Raw genomic sequence first — 18,770 nt, 5'->3', positions numbered from 1 at the left:
CGTTTTACAGCACCACAGTCCGGTTGGCGTTGAGGAACACGCGCCGCTCGATGTGATACCCCACTGCCCGCGCCAAGGTCAGGCACTCGATGTCACGCCCTTTGGCAATCAGATCTTCCGGGTAATGACTGTGGTCGACCACCTCCACGCCCTGGGCGATGATCGGGCCTTCGTCCAGGTCGTTGTTGATGTAGTGCGCCGTAGCGCCGACCATCTTCACGCCTTTGTTGTATGCCTGGTGGTAAGGCTTGGCGCCCTTGAACCCTGGCAGCAACGAGTGGTGAATGTTGATCGCCCAGCCATCCAGGCGCCGGCACAGCTCTGGCGACAGAACCTGCATGTAGCGTGCAAGTATCACCAGCTCGGCACCGGTTTCCTCGATCACCTGAAGTACCTTGCGCTCTTGCCCAGGCTTGTCCTTCGGGTCCAGGGCAAAGTGGTAATAAGGGATCTTGTGCCAGTGTGCCAGGGGTTCGAGATCGGGGTGATTGGACACCACCGCGACCACGTCCATGGCCAGCTGACCGATACGCTGGCGATACAGCAGATCGTTAAGGCAATGGTCGGCCTTGGACACCATGATCACCACCTTGGGGCGGTGATTCGGTGCGGTCAGCTCGAAGGCCATGCCGAACGCATCGCTGCGCTCGGCGAGGCCGGCGCGGAAGCCGGCTTCGTCGAAATCGTCCGGCTGGCGGAACTCCACGCGAATGAAGAAACGCCCCGACAGCCGGTCATCGAAGGAGTGGTGCTCCGTCACGTAGCAGCGCTGCTCGAAGAGGTAACGCGTCACCACGTCGACGGTGCCGAGCATGCTCGGGCAGTCGGCGGTGAGAATCCAGGTATCCGGTGCCCGACTCATGTTCTGTTCTCCTTAAGCCTCGATGCTCAGACCGTACTCGGCCGAAGCGTCCTGCAGCCACAGCCACCAGTAGTCGGCGAAGCTGCGGCGAATCACCAGCTCCCAGGTGTCTTCGGCGGTGCGGCGGATCACCAGTTGCGACTTGGCGAACACGGTGCCGACAGCCTTGCCCACCGGGAAGTTGTTCGGGTGAACATCATAGCTGGTGGATTTCATCAGCACTTCGCGCACGTTCGGGCCGCGCAGCTCCAGCAGGCTCTGCCCGCCGCTGACATTGACCACCTGGATGTGCTGGCCTTCGAGGGCAGCACGCAGTTTCTGCTCGACCGCCAGTTCCTGGCCGCCAGGCACGATCAGCAGCCACTCGTCGGGGCCGACCCATTGCAGCGACATTTCGTTGTTGGCGACTACCGTCAGTGCCACTGGCAGCTCCAGGCTCAGGGCCTTGTGCACGCCGGCGGCGAATTCCGGGTCGTGGCCGTCGCCACGGATGGTCAGGTGGCCGAGGAACTTGCGTTCACGCAGGGTCACACCTGCGTTCTTGCGGCCTTTGCCAACCAGGCTGGCCAGGTCGGCGTGGTGCAGTGGCGACTGGGCCTTGGCCTCGGCGCCGGGGTTTTGCTGGAAGACGTTGATAGCACTCATTTCTTACCTGCCTTGAATTCTTGTTCGTCGATGCGACGCAGCTTGTGTGTTGGGGCTACCGCCCTCATCGCCGGCAAGCCAGCTCCCACAGGGACCTCGCCAACCTTCAAAGCTGCATCGATCCTGTGGGAGCCGGCTTGCCGGCGATGAGGCCTGGCCTGCCCCCACAGGGCCCGGAGTCAAACGTTCTGCCGCTCACCCTTCGGATCGAAGAACACCGAAGACACGATCTCCGCCTCGATCACGCTGCCATCTGCCTGCGGCGAGTAGACGCGCTCGCCCATGCGCTTGAGGCCGCCTTTGACCACACCCATGGCGAACGAGTAGCCCAGGGAGTTGGACGCATAGCTGGAGGTGACGTGGCCAACCATATCCATCGGGATCGGCTGCTTCGGATCGAACACCAGCTGGGCGCCTTCGGGCAGCCACTTGGTCGGATCGATCGGCTTCAGGCCTACCAGCTGTTTGCGGTTCTCACGCACGCAGTCTTCGCGGTTCATGCCACGCAGGCCGATCCACGAGTACGGCTTGTTGCGGCCTACGCACCAGCTCATGTTCAGGTCGTCCGGGGTCATCGAGCCGTCGGTATCCTGGCCAACAATGATGAAGCCCTTCTCGGCACGCAGTACGTGCATGGTCTCGGTGCCGTACGGGGTCAGGTTGTACTTCTTGCCCGCCTCGACGATCTGTTCCAGCACGCCCATGGCGTAGTTGGCTTGCACGTTCACTTCGTACGACAGCTCGCCGGTGAACGAAATACGGAACACCCGGGCCGGTACGCCGCCGACGTTGCCTTCCTTCCAGGTCATGAACGGGAAGGCTTCCTTGTCCATGTCGATGTCGGTCAGCTCGCTGAGCAGCTTGCGGCTGTTGGGGCCGGACAGGGTCATGGTGGCCCAGTGGTCGGTGACCGAGGTGAAGTAAACCTTCAGTTCCGGCCATTCGGTCTGGTGATACAGCTCCATCCACTGCAGCACGCGTGCAGCGCCGCCGGTGGTGGTGGTCATGATGAAGTGGTTGTCGCCGACGCAGGCGGTTACACCGTCGTCGAAGACCATGCCGTCTTCCTTGCACATCAGGCCGTAGCGGGCCTTGCCCACGTCGAGCTTGGTCCAGGCGTTGGTGTAGATGCGGTTCAGGAACTCACGGGCATCCGGACCCTGGATGTCGATCTTGCCCAGGGTCGAGGCGTCCAGCAGGCCAACGCTGTCACGCACGGCCTTGCATTCGCGAGCCACGGCAGCATGGATGTCTTCACCGGCTTTCGGGAAATACCACGGGCGCTTCCACTGGCCGACGTCTTCGAACTCGGCGCCGTTCTTCACGTGCCAGGCATGCAGGGCAGTGAAGCGTACCGGTTCGAACAGGTGGCCACAGTGACGGCCCGCTACCGCGCCGAAGGTCACCGGCGTGTAGTTGGGGCGGAACATGGTGGTGCCCATTTCCGGAATGGTAATACCGATCGAACGGGCGGCGATGGCCAGGCCGTTGATGTTGCCCAGTTTGCCCTGGTCGGTACCGAAGCCCAGCGCGGTGTAGCGTTTTACGTGCTCGACCGACTCGAAGCCTTCACGGGTGGCCAGTTCGATGGCGGCCGCGGTGACGTCGTTCTGCTGGTCGACGAACTGCTTGGGTGCGCGGGCAGTGCCCTTGTCGTGCGGCACCTGGAACAGCGCCACGGTGGGCTCTTCCTTGCGCGCAACGGTTTTCGGCAGGCTGCCGACCGTGGCTTTGAAGCCCGCTTCGGTGGCTGCGCGAACGCCGCCTTCGAAGCCATCGGCGATCACGTCGCCCAGGGCGTAGACGCCATTGATGCCACCCACGCATTCGCGTTTCTGCGGAGCATCGCCCGGCACGAAGCCGAGGATGTCTTCACGCCAAACCGGGCGACCGCCCAGGTGCGAAGCCAGGTGCACGATCGGGCTGTAGCCACCGGAGGTAGCGATCAGGTCGCATTCGAGGGTTTCGCCAGGGCTGGTGACCTTGTGTGCCTGCACATCGATGGCGGCCACACGGGCGCCGGTGACGTGCTTGCTGCCCTTGGCCTCGATCACGGCGCTGGAAGTGAGGATGCGGATGCCTTTGGCACGTGCTTCTTCAACCAGCGAGCCACGCGGGTTGTGGCGAGCGTCGGCAATGGCGACCACTTGCAGGCCGGCGTCGTGCCAGTCCAGCGCGGCACGGTAGGCGTGGTCGTTGTTGGTCGACAGCACCAGCTTGCGGCCCGGGGCCACGCCGTAGCGGCGCACGTAGGTGGACACGGCACCGGCCAGCATGTTGCCCGGCAGGTCGTTGTTGCCGTACACCAGCGGGCGCTCGTGGGCGCCCGCAGCCAGGACCACGCGCTTGGCGCGGACACGGTGCACGCGGTGGCGTACCTGGCCGATCGGGGCGCGGTCGCCGAGGTGGTCGGTGAGGCGCTCGTGGATGGTCAGGAAGTTATGGTCGTGGTAGCCGTTGACCGTGGCACGTGGCAGCAGGGTCACTTCCGGCAGGCTTTCCAGCTCTTTGACCACGGCGCTGACCCAATCGGCAGCAGGTTTGCCGTCGAGGGTTTCGCGGGTGTCGAGCAGGCTGCCGCCGAACTCTTCCTGCTCGTCAGCCAGGATCACGCGGGCACCGCTGCGGGCAGCGGCCAGTGCAGCGGCCAGGCCAGCAGGGCCGGCGCCGACGACCAGCACGTCGCAGTGCTGGTTCATGTAGTCGTAGCTGTCCGGGTCGTTCTGCAGCGGCGCGCGGCCAAGGCCTGCGGCTTTGCGGATGTACTTCTCGTAAGTCATCCAGAACGATTTCGGATACATGAAGGTTTTGTAGTAGAAGCCCGGCGGCATCATGCTGCCGCCTACCTTGCCCAGGATGCCCATGACGTCGTTGTTGACGTTCGGCCAGCCGTTGGTGCTGGTAGCTACAAGACCTGCGTACAGCGCCTGCTGAGTGGCACGCACGTTGGGGATCTGGGTGGCTTCGCTGGAGCCGATCTGCAGGATGGCGTTCGGCTCTTCGGTACCGGCGGCGATGATGCCGCGTGGACGCGAATACTTGAAGCTGCGGCCGACGATGTCGACGCCGTTGGCCAGCAACGCGGCGGCCAGGCTGTCACCGGCATAACCTTGGTAGGTCTTGCCGTTGAAAGTGAAGTTCAGGACCTTGCTGCGGTCGATACGGCCGCCGCTGGCGAGGCGATAGGTCTGGCTCATACTTTTTCCCCTTGGCCTTTGACGGTCGACGCGGCGCTGTTCTGCTTGCCGCTGGCGGTCACTTGCGGCTTCTCGCCAATCTTGTAGGTTTCCAGAATCTCGTAGGTCACGGTGTCGCGAGTGACGTTGAAATACTGGCGGCAGCCGGCAACGTGGTCCCACAGTTCGTGGTGAATACCGCGTGGGTTGTCACGGTAGAACATGTAGGTACCCCATTCCTCGTCAGAGCAGGCGTTAGGGTCCAGCGGGCGGGCGATGTGCGCCTGGCCAGAGGCGTGGAACTCTTCTTCGGAGCGCAGCTCGCCGCAGTGGGGACAGAAAATATGCAACATGACGGTGTCTCCGGTTAGTGGGCGACGGCGGCGGCGCCGTGTTCGTCGATCAGTGCGCCGTTGTAGAAACGGTCCATGGAGAACGGCGCGGCCAGTGGGTGCATTTCGCCCTTGGCCAGGCTCGCGGCGAAGACGTTGCCCGAACCTGGGGTAGCCTTGAAGCCGCCAGTACCCCAACCGCAGTTGAAGAACATGTTCTTGACCGGGGTCTTGGTGATGATCGGGCAAGCGTCCGGCGAGGTATCGACGATGCCGCCCCACTGGCGGTTCATACGCACGCGCGAGAGGTTGGGGAACATCTCGACGATGGCCTGCAGGGTGTGCTCGATCACCGGGTAAGAGCCGCGCTGGCCGTAGCCGACCCAGCCGTCGATACCGGCACCGATCACCAGGTCGCCCTTGTCGGACTGGCTGATGTAGCCGTGCACGGCGTTGGACATGATCACGCTGTCGATGATCGGCTTGATCGGCTCGGATACCAGCGCCTGCAGCGGGTGCGATTCCAGCGGCAGGCGGAAGCCGGCCAGCTTGGCCATGTGCCCGGAGTTACCGGCGGTGACCACGCCGACGCGCTTGGCGCCGATGAAGCCTTTGTTGGTTTCCACACCGATGACCGCGCCGTTTTCCTTGCGGAAGCCGATCACTTCGGTCTGCTGGATCAGGTCCACGCCCAGGGCGTCGGCGGCACGGGCGAAGCCCCAGGCCACGGCGTCGTGACGCGCCACGCCGCCACGGCGCTGCACGGTGGCACCGAGGATCGGGTAGCGGGTGTTCTTCGAGCAGTCCAGGTACGGGATCTCGGCCGCGACCTGGGCGGTGTTGAGCAGTTCGCCATCCACGCCGTTCAGGCGGTTGGCGCTGACCCGGCGCTCGGAGTCACGCATGTCCTGCAGGGTGTGGCACAGGTTGTACACGCCGCGCTGGGAGAACATCACGTTGTAGTTGAGGTCCTGGGACAGGCCCTCCCACAGCTTCATGGCGTGTTCGTACAGGTGCGCCGACTCATCCCACAGGTAGTTGGAACGCACGATAGTGGTGTTACGGGCAGTGTTGCCGCCGCCCAGGTAGCCCTTCTCGATCACGGCAACGTTGGTGATGCCGTGTTCCTTGGCCAGGTAGTAGGCCGTGGCCAGGCCATGGCCGCCACCGCCGACGATAACCACGTCGTAAACCTTTTTAGGGGTTGGCGTGCGCCACATGCGCTGCCAGTTCTCGTGGTGGCTGAGGGAGTGCTTGAAAAGGCCGAAGCCCGAGTAACGTTGCATGGTGTGTGACTCCACTCAGCGGTAAACAGGGAAATCTGCGCACAGGGCCGCGACGTTCTTCGCCACATCGGCTTCGACGTCTGCGTCACCGAGGTTGTCGAGGATGTCGCAGATCCAGCCGGCCAAGGCCACGCACTGAGCGACCTTGAAGCCGCGGGTGGTGACAGCCGGGGTGCCGATACGCAGGCCCGAGGTGACGAATGGCGACTGCGGGTCATTCGGCACGGCGTTCTTGTTGACGGTGATGTGCGCGCGGCCCAGGGCGGCGTCGGCATCTTTGCCGGTGAGACCCTGGCGGATCAGGCTGACCAGGAACAGGTGGTTGTCGGTGCCGCCAGAAACCACATCGTAGCCGCGGTCGATGAACACCTGGGCCATGGCCTGGGCGTTTTCGATCACTTGTTGCTGGTAGGCTTTGAATTCAGGCTCCAGTGCTTCCTTGAAGCACACGGCCTTGGCGGCGATCACGTGCATCAGCGGGCCGCCCTGGGCGCCAGGGAACACTGCGGCGTTCAGTTTCTTCTCGATCTCTTCGTTCGACTTGGCCAGGATCAGACCGCCACGTGGGCCGCGCAGGGTCTTGTGGGTGGTAGTGGTAACCACATCGGCGAACGGGATAGGGTTCGGGTACAGGCCAGCGGCAACCAGGCCGGCTACGTGGGCCATGTCGACGAACAGCAGCGCACCGACCTTGTCGGCGATGGCGCGGAAGCGTGGGAAGTCGAGGGTCTTGGAGTAGGCCGAGAAGCCGGCAACGATCATTTTCGGCTTGTGTTCGACAGCCAGGCGCTCGACTTCGTCATAGTCGATCAGGCCGGTGTTGGTGTCGATGCCGTATTGCACAGCGTTGTACAGCTTGCCCGAAGACGACACCTTGGCGCCGTGGGTCAGGTGGCCGCCGTGGGCCAGGCTCATGCCGAGGATGGTGTCACCAGCCTGCAGCAGGGCCAGGTAGACAGCACCGTTGGCCGAGGAGCCGGAGTGCGGCTGGACGTTGGCGTAGTCGGCGCCGAACAGCTGCTTGGCGCGCTCGATGGCCAGAGCTTCTACCTTGTCCACGTGCTCGCAGCCACCGTAGTAGCGCTTGCCCGGGTAGCCTTCGGCGTACTTGTTGGTCAGGCCGCTGCCTTGGGCCTGCATCACGCGCTTGGAGGTGTAGTTTTCCGAGGCGATCAGCTCGATGTGGTCTTCCTGGCGCTGTTCTTCGGCATTCATCGCCGCCAGCAGTGCATCGTCGTAACCCTGGATCTGGTCTTGCTTGCTGAACATCGTGTATCTCCCGGCAGCGATCGTTTTTTGTCGTGGGGCACTGTGGCCCTTTGTGGCGATGTTATGACTGGCCGGGGCGGGTCAGATGCCTGCGCACGCCTTGCAATGGCGCGTTTACGACATTGTCGTGTTCGAGGCAGCTGCACGTTGTGGGGTTGAGCGTTGGCCAGGTACAGCCAGACCTGGCATTTCTACCAGTTGCCGATATTGACCTGGGAGCCTGAAGATCTTGTCATCGGCAGCGCCCACTTCTGCCGAAGCATGAAGAGAAATGCTATGGAAGTTAAAGCCAGTTTCGGACTTTTTACATTCCCACTAGAGCCTCAAGCCTATGGCTCACTGATATATTTGCGCGCCGGAGATATACTTGATATCGCGTCTTTCGATTGGCGAAGATCAACTGCAAAACTCAGTTTATTTGAATCAGACCTGTCTGATGAACAGCAACTGGTACGTATCACTGGCGCCGAATTGAAAACGGACGACTTTCCAGAAAAAATCGACCCGAAACGCCAGCAAGCCAGAAGAGCCGTGAGCCCAGGCCGCACACGTCGGAAAAACGTTACTGAAAAAATATATGCTCACGTTCTGCTTTACGCGAACGGCGATCTCATCAAAAATTTTTCTGAAGACCAGAGTGGTCTCGGCTACGCCGCATTAGCCAATAGCGGAAACTTAAAATTTGATTGCAAGAATTATAAAATTGATTTTCGCTATATCTATGCAAATTATAATGAACTCGCTGATATCATTGAAGACATCTACTGGGAAATCCACTTGATTGAGAGTTGAATTTACGTTGTAGGGAGCTTGTGCGGCACTATGCAACTGCCTCGCTGCCTTACTGGCATACCCCATTCTGCTTGGCGCATGCCAGGCAGCCCATTGGAACCATAGAGCTTGTATAGGCAACCGACCAAATGATGGTTTAGAGTGCTGTTCTGCGTCGTTCACAGGACAGTAGTGTCATGACAGACAAGAGCCAACAATTCGCCAGCGACAACTATTCCGGCATCTGCCCCGAAGCCTGGGCAGCGATGGAGAAGGCCAACCATGGTCACGATCGCGCCTACGGCGACGACCAATGGACCGAGCGCGCCGCCGAATACTTCCGCAACCTCTTCGAAACCGATTGCGAAGTGTTTTTCGCTTTCAACGGCACTGCCGCCAACTCGCTGGCCCTGGCCTCCCTATGCCAGAGCTACCACAGCGTGATCTGCTCCGAGACCGCCCACGTCGAAACCGACGAGTGCGGTGCGCCCGAGTTTTTCTCCAACGGCTCCAAGCTGCTTACCGCGCCCAGCGTCAACGGCAAGCTGACGCCAAAGTCGATTCGCGAAGTGGCGCTGAAGCGCCAGGACATCCACTACCCCAAGCCACGCGTAGTGACCATTACCCAAGCCACCGAAGTAGGCACCGTCTATCGCCCCGACGAGCTCAAGGCAATCAGCGCCACCTGCAAGGAGCTGGGGCTGAACCTGCACATGGACGGCGCACGCTTCACCAATGCCTGTTCGTTCCTCGGCTGCAGCCCGGCTGAGCTGACGTGGAAGGCCGGCGTCGATGTACTGTGCTTTGGCGGCACCAAGAACGGCATGGCGGTGGGCGAGGCGATCCTGTTCTTCAACCGCCAACTGGCCGAGGACTTCGACTACCGCTGCAAGCAAGCCGGGCAGCTGGCATCGAAGATGCGCTTCCTGTCGGCGCCTTGGGTGGGCCTGCTTGAAGATGGCGCCTGGTTGCGCCATGGCGCGCATGCCAACCATTGCGCGCAGTTGCTCGCCTCGCTGGTGAGTGACTTGCCGGGGGTGGAGCTGATGTTCCCGGTGGAGGCCAACGGGGTGTTCCTGCAAATGCCGGAACACGCGATCGAGGCGCTGCGCGGCAGAGGGTGGCGGTTCTATACCTTCATTGGCAGTGGCGGGGCGCGGTTCATGTGCTCGTGGGATACCGAGGAAGAGCGGGTGCGCGAGCTGGCGGCGGATATCCGCAGCATCATCGGCGCCTGACAGGTCGCATTCGCGGGTAAACCCGCTCCCACAGGGATCGCGCAGGTTTCAATGCCTGTGGTGAACCTGTGGGAGCTACAGGTAAGCACTGCCCTCAAGAGCAATGATGAACCTGTGGGAGCGGGTTTACCCGCGAAGAAGCCAACACTGATCTAAAGCCTGAACCCACCCATCTGCCGCGCCAGGTCATCAGCCAAGCCTCGCAGCGCCTGGCACTCCTGCCGACAACCCTGCACCTCCGCTGCGGTCTCCCGCGCCAGGTCGGAAATCCCCTGCACCGTACGATTGATCTCCTCGGTCACCGCCGACTGCTCTTCGGTCGCAGTAGCTACCTGATGGTTCATGTCGCTGATGTGCTCCACCTGGTCAGTGATCGCACCCAGTGACGCCCCGGTGCGCTGGCTCGACTCCACCCCACTCCCCGTCGCCTGCTGCCCCGCCTGCATCGAACTCACCGCCGAACCCGCGCCCTGCTTCAGACGCTGGATCATCTGCTGCACTTCGTCGGTGGAAAGCTGCGTGCGCCGGGCCAAGGTACGCACTTCATCAGCCACAACGGCAAACCCTCGCCCCATCTCCCCTGCCCTGGCCGCCTCGATGGCGGCATTCAGCGCCAGCAGGTTGGTTTGCTCGGAAATACTACGAATCACTGCTAGAACCTCGTCGATCGAGGCTACTTCATCGGCCAGCTGGCTGACAGCATCGGCCGCCTTGCCGATATCACCCGACATCCCTTCGATACCACGGATCGAGCGTTGCACCACTTCACGCGCCTGCAGGGCTTCGTCCCTCGCCGACTGCGAGGCCTGGGCCGCATCACCGGCATTGCGGGCAATGTCCTGCACTGTCAAACCCATTTCGTGCACGGCGGTAGCGACCATTTCGGTCATTTCCTGCTGGCGCCCGGAACGCTCGGCGGTGTTGTCCACCACCTGTGTCACCTGCTCGACCGCCAGGTGCAGCCGCTCGGAAGTGTGCAATACCTCGCCGATCAACCGGCGCTGGCTGTCCAGGAAGCGGTTGAAGCCACGCGCCAGGTCGCCCAGTTCGTCCAGGCGTGAATCGTCCAGCCGGTGGCTGAGATCACCCGCGCCACTGCCAATCTGCACCAGCGCCGCCGTGACACGGCGGATCGGCCGCACCAGGCCACGCGCCAACAGCACTACCAGCAGCAGCGACACCAGGGCCACGGCACCACCGATCAGGCTGGTCAGCCATACCGCCTGGTGCATTGGTGCGTAGATTTCCTCCTCGGGCACCTCGGCCACCAGGGTCCAGTTGAGGTCGCGCAGGGGCAGGCCGAGCGCCAGGTAGCTTTCGCCGTCACGGCTGAAGCGGCTGCTGCGCAGGCCTTCGCCGCCGGTCATCAGCACCTTGGCGGCGTCCGCACCGAGCTGTTCGGTGAGCTGGCGTTTGCCGCTGAAGGCAGGGTCCGGATGAACCTGGATCAGGCCATCGTTACGCACCAGGAACACCTTGCCGTGCTCGCCAAATTTGAAGTCATGGATCAGCTTCGACAGTTCTGTCATGCGCAGGCCCATGCCGGCGACACCGACCAGTTGACCATCCTTTTCAACGCGATAGTCGATGAACAGCGCGAGCTCGCCGGTGGCACCGTCGATGTCGATGTTGATCAGGCGTTCGGCACCGCTGTCGATGTAGCCGTAGAACCATTTGTCCTTTGGGTTGCTGCGGCTGAGGGTACGGTCCAGGCCATTCTCGTTGTAGTAGTGGCCGGTTTCGGTCGAGACGAACAACGTGGTAAAAGCCTGGTTGCGCTGCTTGGCGGCGGTCAGGTATTCGATGAATGGAGCGGCCTGGGCGGGGTCTTCACCATCGGCAAGCCAGTCACGCAGCAGAGTGTTGCCAGCAATATCCGCCGCCGCCACCAGCGGCTGGCCGAGCATGCGCTCGATGTCGTTGCGGATGGCCTCGATGCTGGCGGGCAGCGCGGTATCGACCAGGTAGCGTTCGGTGAGGCGGTTTAGCGCCACCGTGAAAATTATGACCACCACCAGAATACTCGCCAGCAGGGCGGCACCCATGCTGGTGATCAACTGCCACTGGATGCTCTTACGCCAGATACGCATGCCCTACTCCCCGCATAATTATTGTTTTGCGGAAAGTGTATACACTTGCGTATCCAGTTAATCCAGTGATCTGAAGCAGTCAGATGTCCTGTGGCGGCGCGCATACCCGCGAATGCGATGCAGAATGCACTGACGCATTCGCGGGTGAACCCGCTCCCACAGAGGGCGACGCAAGACCTTATTGTTCGGCTATGGTCCGCACGATTGCGTCCACCGTGGCGTCGATCTGCGCCTGGGTACGCTCCAGCGTCTTGCGGTGCTCATCCTGCAGCTCGATCTGCCGTGAACACAGATTCAGCGCTGCCAGCACCAGCAGCTTGTCGCCGATCAGGGTCGGGTACTGACGCTTGGTCTGGGCCAAGGCGGTGTTGAGCATCTGCACCGCCTGGGCCAGGGTCGCTTCCTGGCCTTCAGGCGCCTTGATCGAATAGTCGTTGCCGAGGATCGACACGACATTGATTGGCTGCGCTCGCAGTGTCATGCGCCTACGACGCCGGCATTGGCGCGCTCGAGCAGGGCCTGCAGGCGTGCGGCGGTGCTGCCGTTCTTCTCTTCCTGCTCCATCAGCGACAGCTGCAGGGTTTCGTTCTCTTCCTTGGCCTGGGCCAGTTCCTGGCCGAGGGCGGTGTTCTGCTCGGTGAGTTGAGCGTTCTTCTGCATCAGGTCACTGACCAGTTGCTCGATTTGGTTCAGGGAAGCTTCCAGCATGGGTCTATCTCAGGTTGTTGCGAGGGGCGCACACGATAAAGAAAAGTGCGGCCCATCGCCATTAAATATCGGATTCACAAGGTGTCTAACCCGCAGATTGACAGAGGAACCACCCCCTTGTTCCGACCTGGGTCAACCGCCGGTCAGGAAAAGGTTAGCAACCTCACAATTTTCGCCATCAGCACTCAAGACTGAGCAGTCACAACCGATAGCCCGGCAAGTCATGTTTTGTCGCACTTTGCGCCCCTTTTTTCCCTTGCCTGGATCGTTCTCTCCATGTCTCTACGCAATATGAACATCGCCCCGCGCGCGCTGCTCGGCTTCGCACTCATCGGCCTACTGATGCTTGGCCTCGGCATCTTCTCCCTCATCCAGATGGGCAACATCCGCCAGGCCGGCGTCGTCATCGAACAGGTCAGCGTGCCCAGCATCAAGATCCTCGACGAGCTCACTGCCCTGAACCTGCGCATGCGCACCCTCTCCTACCGCCTGCTGCTCAACCGCGAACCGGCAACTCAGCGCGAAACCCTGAGCCTGCTGGACGAGCGCAACAGCCAGATCGACCGTGCGCGCCAGGCCTACCTGCCGATGATCGGAGCCGCCGACGAACAGGCTGCGTTCGATCAGTACGGCCAGTTGCTCAACCAGTACCGCCAGTTTGAGTCACGCATGCGTAGCCTGAGCCAGGCCGACCGCCTCGACGAACTGCGCGACCTGCTCAACCGCGACCTGCTGGCCAACTCCGAACAGATCAACAAGGTCATGGACACCTTGGTGCGCATCAACACCGAGCAGACCCGCGCTACCAACGAGAAGGCCGCCAACCAGTACGCCGCTGCCTTCGCCCTGGTGATCGGTCTGCTGGTCGCCGCCACTGTGCTGACTTTCGTCTGCGCATTCCTGCTGACCCGCAGCATCGTCAAGCCGATCGAAGAAGCGCTCAAAAGCGCCGAACAGGTCGCCGACGGTGACCTGACCCACGTCATACACGCTGAAGGCACCGACGAAGCCGCCCGCCTGCTGCGTGCCATGGCACGCATGCAGGACAAGCTGCGAGACACCCTGCAACAGATCGCCGGCTCCGCCACCCAGCTGGCCTCGGCGGCCGAAGAGCTGAATGCCGTCACCGACGAAAGTGCCCGTGGCCTGCAGCAGCAGAACAACGAGATCGAGCAGGCTGCCACTGCGGTAACTGAAATGACCAGCGCTGTGGAAGAAGTCGCACGCAATGCCGTGAGCACCTCGGAAGCGTCCAGTGAAGCCAGCCGCTCCACCGGTGATGGACGTGACCTGGTAATGGAGACCGTGGGTGCCATCGAGCGCATGAGTGGCGACGTGCAGGCCACTGCCAAGCTGATCACTCACCTGGCCGAACAGTCGCGCGATATAGGCAAGGTGCTGGACGTGATCCGTGGCTTGGCCGACCAGACCAACCTGCTGGCGCTGAACGCCGCGATCGAGGCGGCACGTGCCGGTGAGGCGGGCCGTGGCTTTGCCGTGGTGGCTGATGAGGTGCGGGCGCTGGCTCATCGTACCCAGCAGTCGACCAGTGAGATCGAGCGGATGATCGGCAGTATTCAAGGCGGTACGGAAGAAGCGGTGGAGTCGATGCGCACCAGCACCGAGCGTGCCGAATCCACCTTGAACATTGCCCGTGGCGCAGGCATGGCGCTGGACACCATCGCCGGGGCGGTGGCGCAGATCAACGAGCGCAACCTGGTGATTGCCAGCGCGGCGGAAGAGCAGGCGCAGGTGGCGCGTGAAGTGGACCGCAACCTGGTGAACATCAATGACCTATCGGTGCAGAGTGCTACCGGGGCACATCAGACCAGCGCGGCGAGTGCGGAGTTGTCGCGGTTGGCCGTGGATCTGAATGGGCTGGTGGCGCGGTTCCGCACTTGAAACACCTGGGGCCGCCTTGCGGCCCATCGCCGGCAAGCCAGCTCCCACACCGACCGCACAACTCTCCTGGTTATGCAGTACCTGTGGGAGCCGCGCTTGCCGGCGATGGGCTGCAAGGCAGCCCCCTGCATCCCCGGATCAGTAATCGATCCGTACATCCCCTTTCGGCACGCTGCAGCACGACAGGATGTAGCCCTCGGCTTCGTCCTCTTCGGTAATGCCGCCGTTGTGCTCCATCTCCACTTCGCCACCCAGCTTGAGCACCTTACAGGTACCGCAAATGCCCATGCCGCAGGCTTTCGGGATCATCAGGCCAACCTTGGCAGCCGCCGCGTGCACGGTCTCGCCCGGGGCGATCCGGATGCTCTTCTCGCTGCCGATGAACTCCACCAGGTTGAGGTCGGCTGCATCCAGCTCCGGTGCATCGGCAGCCTGCTCTGCATGCTCTACCGCATCGGCCTTGGCCTCGGGTGGCGTCGCGCCGAACGATTCCTCGTGATAGTTCTTCATGTCGAAGCCGACCGCTTCGAGCATGCGCTTGACCGCAGTCATGTATGGCGTCGGGCCGCAGCAGAACACCACACGGTCCATGTAGTCCGGCGCGATCAGCTCCATCAGGCGCTGGTTGAGGTAACCGCGATAACCCGCCCACGGCTCACCCAGGCCATGCTTTTCACAAATGATGTGCAGGCTGAAATTGGGAATGCGCGAAGCCATCTGCTCCAGCTCGCGATGGTAGATGATGTCCTTCGGCGAACGGGCGCTGTGCACGAATACCATGTCGACATTGCCGTTGGTGTCGTAGAACCAGCGCGCCATCGACATGACCGGGGTGATCCCGACACCGCCCGAGAGGTACAGCACTTTCTGCGCTGGGAAGTCGATGGCGTTGAACAGCCCCACCGGGCCGTGCACCGGCAGCTCGGCGCCTTCGTGCATGGTGTCGTGGAGGAAGTTGGACACCAGGCCGCCCGGCACGCGCTTGACGGTGATCGAGAAGCTGTAGGGTACCGACGGTGAACTGGAGATGGTGTAGGAGCGCATCACCGGCTTGCCTTCGATCTCCAGTTCCAGGGTGACGAACTGCCCTGGCTTGAAGAAGAACATGATCGGCTGGTCGGCCATGAAGCAGAAGGTGCGCACGTCCCAGGTCTCCTGGATGACCTTGACACAGCGCACGATGTGGCGGCCGTTGGCCCAGGTCTGGGTGGTGACCGGATTAAGGAAGGTATCGGACATGTTCATCTCCAGCAGCCGACTATCGGCCTTTTTATGGCTTGGATAATGCGCAAGCTGAAGACGACGTACATTCCTGCCAGCGACATCGGCGTGCTTATCGCGACCAGCCCCGCGCCACAAGGGCTGGCGCGTCGTAATTCAAATCGGCCATGTCGCCCATGGATACGGTTCATGACGCCTTCGGACGCACACTCCACGGCAAAACAACCAGCTGTTTCTTGATGAGCAGCCTTGCGGCACCACAACAACGATTAGCCACCTTTTGCCGGCCGCACACGGCCCCGAGGAATACACGATGGACGTCACCGCAACCCTGAGCCTGGGCGATCCACTGGAACCTGCACGCAAGGCCACCGCCGAGATGCTGCAGACCCGCGAGCGCACCTACTCGCTACCCCAGCCTTTCTACACCGACGAGCGTCTGTTCCAGATCGACATGCAGGAGATCTTCCACAAGGAGTGGCTGATTGCGGGGCTGGTAAGCGAGATTCCGACAAAGGGCAATTTCCTGACCCTGCAGATCGGCAAGAACCCGATCATCGTGATCCGTGGCGCCGAGGGCAAAGTGCATGCCTTCCATAACGTGTGCCGCCACCGCGGCTCGCGTCTGTGCACCAGCGAAAAAGGCAAGGTGGCCAAGCTGGTCTGCCCCTACCACCAGTGGACCTACGAGCTGGATGGCCGCTTGCTGTTCGCCGGCACCGAAATGGGCGCCGACTTCGACATGAACCAGTACGGCCTCAAGCCTGTGAATGTGAAAGTTGCAGGCGGCTACATCTTTATCAGCCTGGCGGAAAACCCGCCCGCCATCGACGAGTTCCTGGCCACCCTGGACCACTACATGGAACCGTACGACATGGAAAACACCAAGGTGGCGGTACAAACCACCTTGATGGAAAAGGCCAACTGGAAGCTGGTGCTGGAAAACAACCGCGAGTGCTACCACTGCAACGGGTCGCACCCTGAGCTGCTGAAAACCCTGCTGGAGTGGGATGACACCAACGACCCACGCGCCGACCAGGCCTTCAAGGACCACGTAGCCGCCTCCGCCGCTGCCTGGGAAGCCGAGAAGATCCCGTACCTGCACAAGAGCCATGGCCTGCGTAACCGTATCGTGCGGATGCCGCTGCTCAAGGGGACCGTGTCGATGACCATGGATGGCAAGCAGGCATGCAAGAAGCTGATGGGCCGCATCAAGAACCCCGACCTGGGCTCTATGCGCATCCTGCACCTGCCACACTCCTGGAACCACTGCATGGGCGACCACATGATCGTGTTCACCGTGTGGCCGATCAGCGCCCAGGAAACCATGGTCACCACCAAGTGGCTGGTCCACAAGGATGCCGTGGAAGGCGTGGACTATGACCCTGAGCAGATGCGCAAGGTCTGGGACGCGACCAACGATCAGGACCGTCGCCTGGCCGAAGAAAACCAGCGCGGGATCAACTCCACTGCGTACCAGCCTGGGCCTTACTCGAAAACCTACGAGTTTGGCGTGGTCAACTTCATTGACTGGTACAGCCAGCGCTTGCTGAACAATCTGGGGGCAGAGCCGGCGGCGTATCTGAAGGAAGTTCAGGCGCAGTGATACACGCGAACCAAGCCTGTGGGTAACTCACAGGCTTGGTCTTCTCACCGTACTTCCGGATCTGCGCGACAATCTCCGTTGGCTTCATCCTCGATCTTACAAACCGGCATTTCCCGTCCCTTTTCTTAGCCGCTCCGCGGCGCCATCTTGTGCTTTCCCTTCCTGATTCGCCCGCTGAAAATCGTTCCAGGTCTTGGGCTGACGTTTTTCTTGATGTCGCGCCAGAGCATCGATCGGCGAACAGGCCCTGTGGAAAATACTGCCCGGCGCTCTTCCGCTAGCTTAAATCGCGAATTGAACGTTTTCTGACCAAACCTTTGAAAGCCTTGCTGATAAAGGCTTGGCGGCCTCCGCGAACACTTTTTCCACAGAGACACCAACAGAGTTTGTGGGCAATTGATTCGTTTTGTTCGATCTGGTTGTGGATAAGCGCCCCAAGGTCCTGATTATCGGAGATAAAGAAGACCTCATCCGGATTTGCTCATTTTTGAACAAACCTACCGAAACCTTTAAATACAAGGCCTACAGAAGCTATCAAACAGATTATCCACAGACCGGCTAACAGCGATTGTGGGCAAAATCAGGAGGGTGCTGGCGTGCGTTGTATGCGAAGGCAGGGATAAGACTGATCGTTTTTTGATCAAACGCTTGGAGGCCACGTGATACAAGGGCTGTGACCATGCGCCAACACTTTATCCACACCTTGGCGAACAGATTTGGTGGGCAAAAACATTCGCTCGATACTGTGTATGGAATGTAGGAGCGGCCTTGTGTCGCGATGGGCCGCAGCGCGGCCCCAGGATCTCGACTACCAGTCAAGATTGCCGGGGCTGCTGCGCAACCCATCGCGACACAAGGCCGCTCCTACAACGGGACCGCGTGAGGCTCTAGCGCAGCACGCCTTCTTCCACCAACAGCTTGAGGATGGCCTCGGCGCCTTCCTGTGGCGAAACGTCCTTCAACACCTTGCCTCCGCCGCCACTGGCCTTGGCCGTCGCCGCCTTCATCCGGTCAGCACCGCTCTTGGCCTTGATAACCTTCAGCCGCTTGGGCCGTGGGCGGGCCGGTTGCAATTCGGCTTCAGTCAGCAATTCGTCTTCGACAATAGCTACGTTGCGTGCCGCCAACACACCCCGGCGTGCCGGCCCGAAAGCGCTCTGGCGCGGCTTGGGCGCAGCGTTATCCACAGTCGCCAGCAACGGCAGGCGCACCTTCAACCGACGCCGTTGACCGCGCGGCAGCGCCTGCAATACCTGGGCGGTGCCGTTGTCGATCGACTCCACTTCAGCCAACCCGACAATCAGCGGCCATCCGAGCTTTTCGGCCAGCAGGAAGGGCAACATGCCCGACCCCTCACCGGTCTCGGCCTGGCTGCCGGTCAGCACCAGCTGGGCCCCGGCGTCGCGCAGGTAATCCCCGAGCACGCCCAGCACATCCGCGCCGGCCGGCTGCTCCAGCACATCCAGATGGTCCAGGCCCATCCCCAGGTAGGCGCGCAGCGCCTCTTCCCGTGGGTCGCCGGCATGCACCACCTGCAAGTTATCCCCAGCCAGCTGCAAACCCAGCTCCACGGCGCGCGCATCCTGCTCGGCGCGGCGAGCGCGGCCGGAGCTGGGGTGGGCACCGATGGAAACCAGGCTGATCACTTTCGTACTCATGCTCGT

Annotated in this window: 15 protein-coding genes and 1 pseudogene; 4 read left to right on the top strand and 12 right to left on the bottom strand. The window is 61.6% G+C overall.

Features of this window, described 5'->3' with window-relative positions; genetic code table 11:
* Nucleotides 1-4 precede the first annotated feature (4 nt).
* From purU to CAF92_RS07505, 6 genes are all read right to left on the bottom strand, one after another.
* On the bottom strand, nucleotides 5-862 hold the full coding sequence (purU, locus tag CAF92_RS07530; RefSeq protein WP_046614475.1) for a formyltetrahydrofolate deformylase: 858 nt from the start codon (nucleotides 860-862) through the stop codon (nucleotides 5-7).
* A gap of 12 nt (nucleotides 863-874) precedes the next feature.
* Nucleotides 875-1,507: a sarcosine oxidase subunit gamma gene (locus CAF92_RS07525; protein ID WP_085600028.1), complete on the bottom strand. Its 633-nt coding sequence runs from the start codon at nucleotides 1,505-1,507 to the stop codon at nucleotides 875-877.
* Nucleotides 1,508-1,686: 179 nt separating this feature from the next.
* Complete coding sequence (locus CAF92_RS07520) at nucleotides 1,687-4,704, bottom strand: sarcosine oxidase subunit alpha (protein ID WP_046614477.1); 3,018 nt, start codon at nucleotides 4,702-4,704, stop codon at nucleotides 1,687-1,689.
* Entirely contained in the window at nucleotides 4,701-5,036 is a 336-nt protein-coding gene (locus CAF92_RS07515) for a sarcosine oxidase subunit delta (RefSeq protein ID WP_013970519.1), read from the bottom strand. The genes CAF92_RS07520 and CAF92_RS07515 overlap by 4 nt, the downstream gene beginning before the upstream one ends.
* A gap of 14 nt (nucleotides 5,037-5,050) precedes the next feature.
* Nucleotides 5,051-6,301 carry a sarcosine oxidase subunit beta family protein gene (locus CAF92_RS07510; RefSeq protein WP_003255680.1) on the bottom strand — a complete coding sequence of 417 codons (1,251 nt, stop codon included), beginning with the start codon at nucleotides 6,299-6,301 and terminating at the stop codon, nucleotides 5,051-5,053.
* A gap of 15 nt (nucleotides 6,302-6,316) precedes the next feature.
* On the bottom strand, nucleotides 6,317-7,570 hold the full coding sequence (locus CAF92_RS07505) for a serine hydroxymethyltransferase (protein WP_025337394.1): 1,254 nt from the start codon (nucleotides 7,568-7,570) through the stop codon (nucleotides 6,317-6,319).
* 276 nt (nucleotides 7,571-7,846) lie between these two features.
* On the opposite strand from CAF92_RS07505, the gene CAF92_RS07500 reads away from it, so the two are divergent.
* Both CAF92_RS07500 and CAF92_RS07495 read left to right on the top strand, forming a co-directional pair.
* Nucleotides 7,847-8,362, top strand: a complete 516-nt coding sequence (locus tag CAF92_RS07500) for a hypothetical protein (RefSeq protein ID WP_085600026.1) — start codon at nucleotides 7,847-7,849, stop codon at nucleotides 8,360-8,362.
* A gap of 176 nt (nucleotides 8,363-8,538) precedes the next feature.
* Entirely contained in the window at nucleotides 8,539-9,579 is a 1,041-nt protein-coding gene (locus CAF92_RS07495; RefSeq protein WP_085600024.1) for a low specificity L-threonine aldolase, read from the top strand.
* A gap of 152 nt (nucleotides 9,580-9,731) precedes the next feature.
* On the opposite strand, the gene CAF92_RS27805 is transcribed toward CAF92_RS07495, so the two are convergent.
* The 4 genes and pseudogenes from CAF92_RS27805 to CAF92_RS07480 form a co-directional block, all read right to left on the bottom strand.
* Nucleotides 9,732-10,460, bottom strand: a complete 729-nt coding sequence (locus CAF92_RS27805; protein WP_371916238.1) for a methyl-accepting chemotaxis protein — start codon at nucleotides 10,458-10,460, stop codon at nucleotides 9,732-9,734.
* Nucleotides 10,461-10,595: 135 nt separating this feature from the next.
* Nucleotides 10,596-11,624, bottom strand: a pseudogene (locus tag CAF92_RS27800) (cache domain-containing protein); the annotation flags it as partial.
* A 223-nt stretch (nucleotides 11,625-11,847) separates the two neighbouring features.
* Nucleotides 11,848-12,150, bottom strand: a complete 303-nt coding sequence (locus tag CAF92_RS07485; protein WP_003257516.1) for a cell division protein ZapA — start codon at nucleotides 12,148-12,150, stop codon at nucleotides 11,848-11,850.
* Nucleotides 12,147-12,377 (bottom strand): hypothetical protein, encoded by a 231-nt coding sequence (locus CAF92_RS07480; protein ID WP_025337390.1) that lies wholly within the window; start codon nucleotides 12,375-12,377, stop codon nucleotides 12,147-12,149. The genes CAF92_RS07485 and CAF92_RS07480 overlap by 4 nt, the downstream gene beginning before the upstream one ends.
* 276 nt (nucleotides 12,378-12,653) lie before the next feature.
* On the opposite strand from CAF92_RS07480, the gene CAF92_RS07475 reads away from it, so the two are divergent.
* Nucleotides 12,654-14,279: a methyl-accepting chemotaxis protein gene (locus tag CAF92_RS07475; RefSeq protein ID WP_085600020.1), complete on the top strand. Its 1,626-nt coding sequence runs from the start codon at nucleotides 12,654-12,656 to the stop codon at nucleotides 14,277-14,279.
* A gap of 138 nt (nucleotides 14,280-14,417) precedes the next feature.
* On the opposite strand, the gene gbcB is transcribed toward CAF92_RS07475, so the two are convergent.
* Nucleotides 14,418-15,518 carry a glycine-betaine demethylase subunit GbcB gene (gene gbcB, locus CAF92_RS07470; protein ID WP_015268654.1) on the bottom strand — a complete coding sequence of 367 codons (1,101 nt, stop codon included), beginning with the start codon at nucleotides 15,516-15,518 and terminating at the stop codon, nucleotides 14,418-14,420.
* Nucleotides 15,519-15,813: 295 nt separating this feature from the next.
* On the opposite strand from gbcB, the gene gbcA reads away from it, so the two are divergent.
* Complete coding sequence (gene gbcA / locus CAF92_RS07460; protein ID WP_046614482.1) at nucleotides 15,814-17,106, top strand: glycine-betaine demethylase subunit GbcA; 1,293 nt, start codon at nucleotides 15,814-15,816, stop codon at nucleotides 17,104-17,106.
* 887 nt (nucleotides 17,107-17,993) lie between these two features.
* Here the strand turns inward: gbcA and CAF92_RS07455 are convergent.
* Nucleotides 17,994-18,764 carry an electron transfer flavoprotein subunit beta gene (locus CAF92_RS07455; RefSeq protein ID WP_085600018.1) on the bottom strand — a complete coding sequence of 257 codons (771 nt, stop codon included), beginning with the start codon at nucleotides 18,762-18,764 and terminating at the stop codon, nucleotides 17,994-17,996.
* Nucleotides 18,765-18,770: the final 6 nt, after the last annotated feature.

Origin of the sequence: Pseudomonas sp. B10(2017), from assembly GCF_002113295.1 — a bacterium.
GTDB lineage: Bacteria > Pseudomonadota > Gammaproteobacteria > Pseudomonadales > Pseudomonadaceae > Aquipseudomonas > Aquipseudomonas pudica.
Note: the sequence above shows the minus strand (reverse complement) of the source record. Positions and strands in the feature narration are given on the sequence as shown.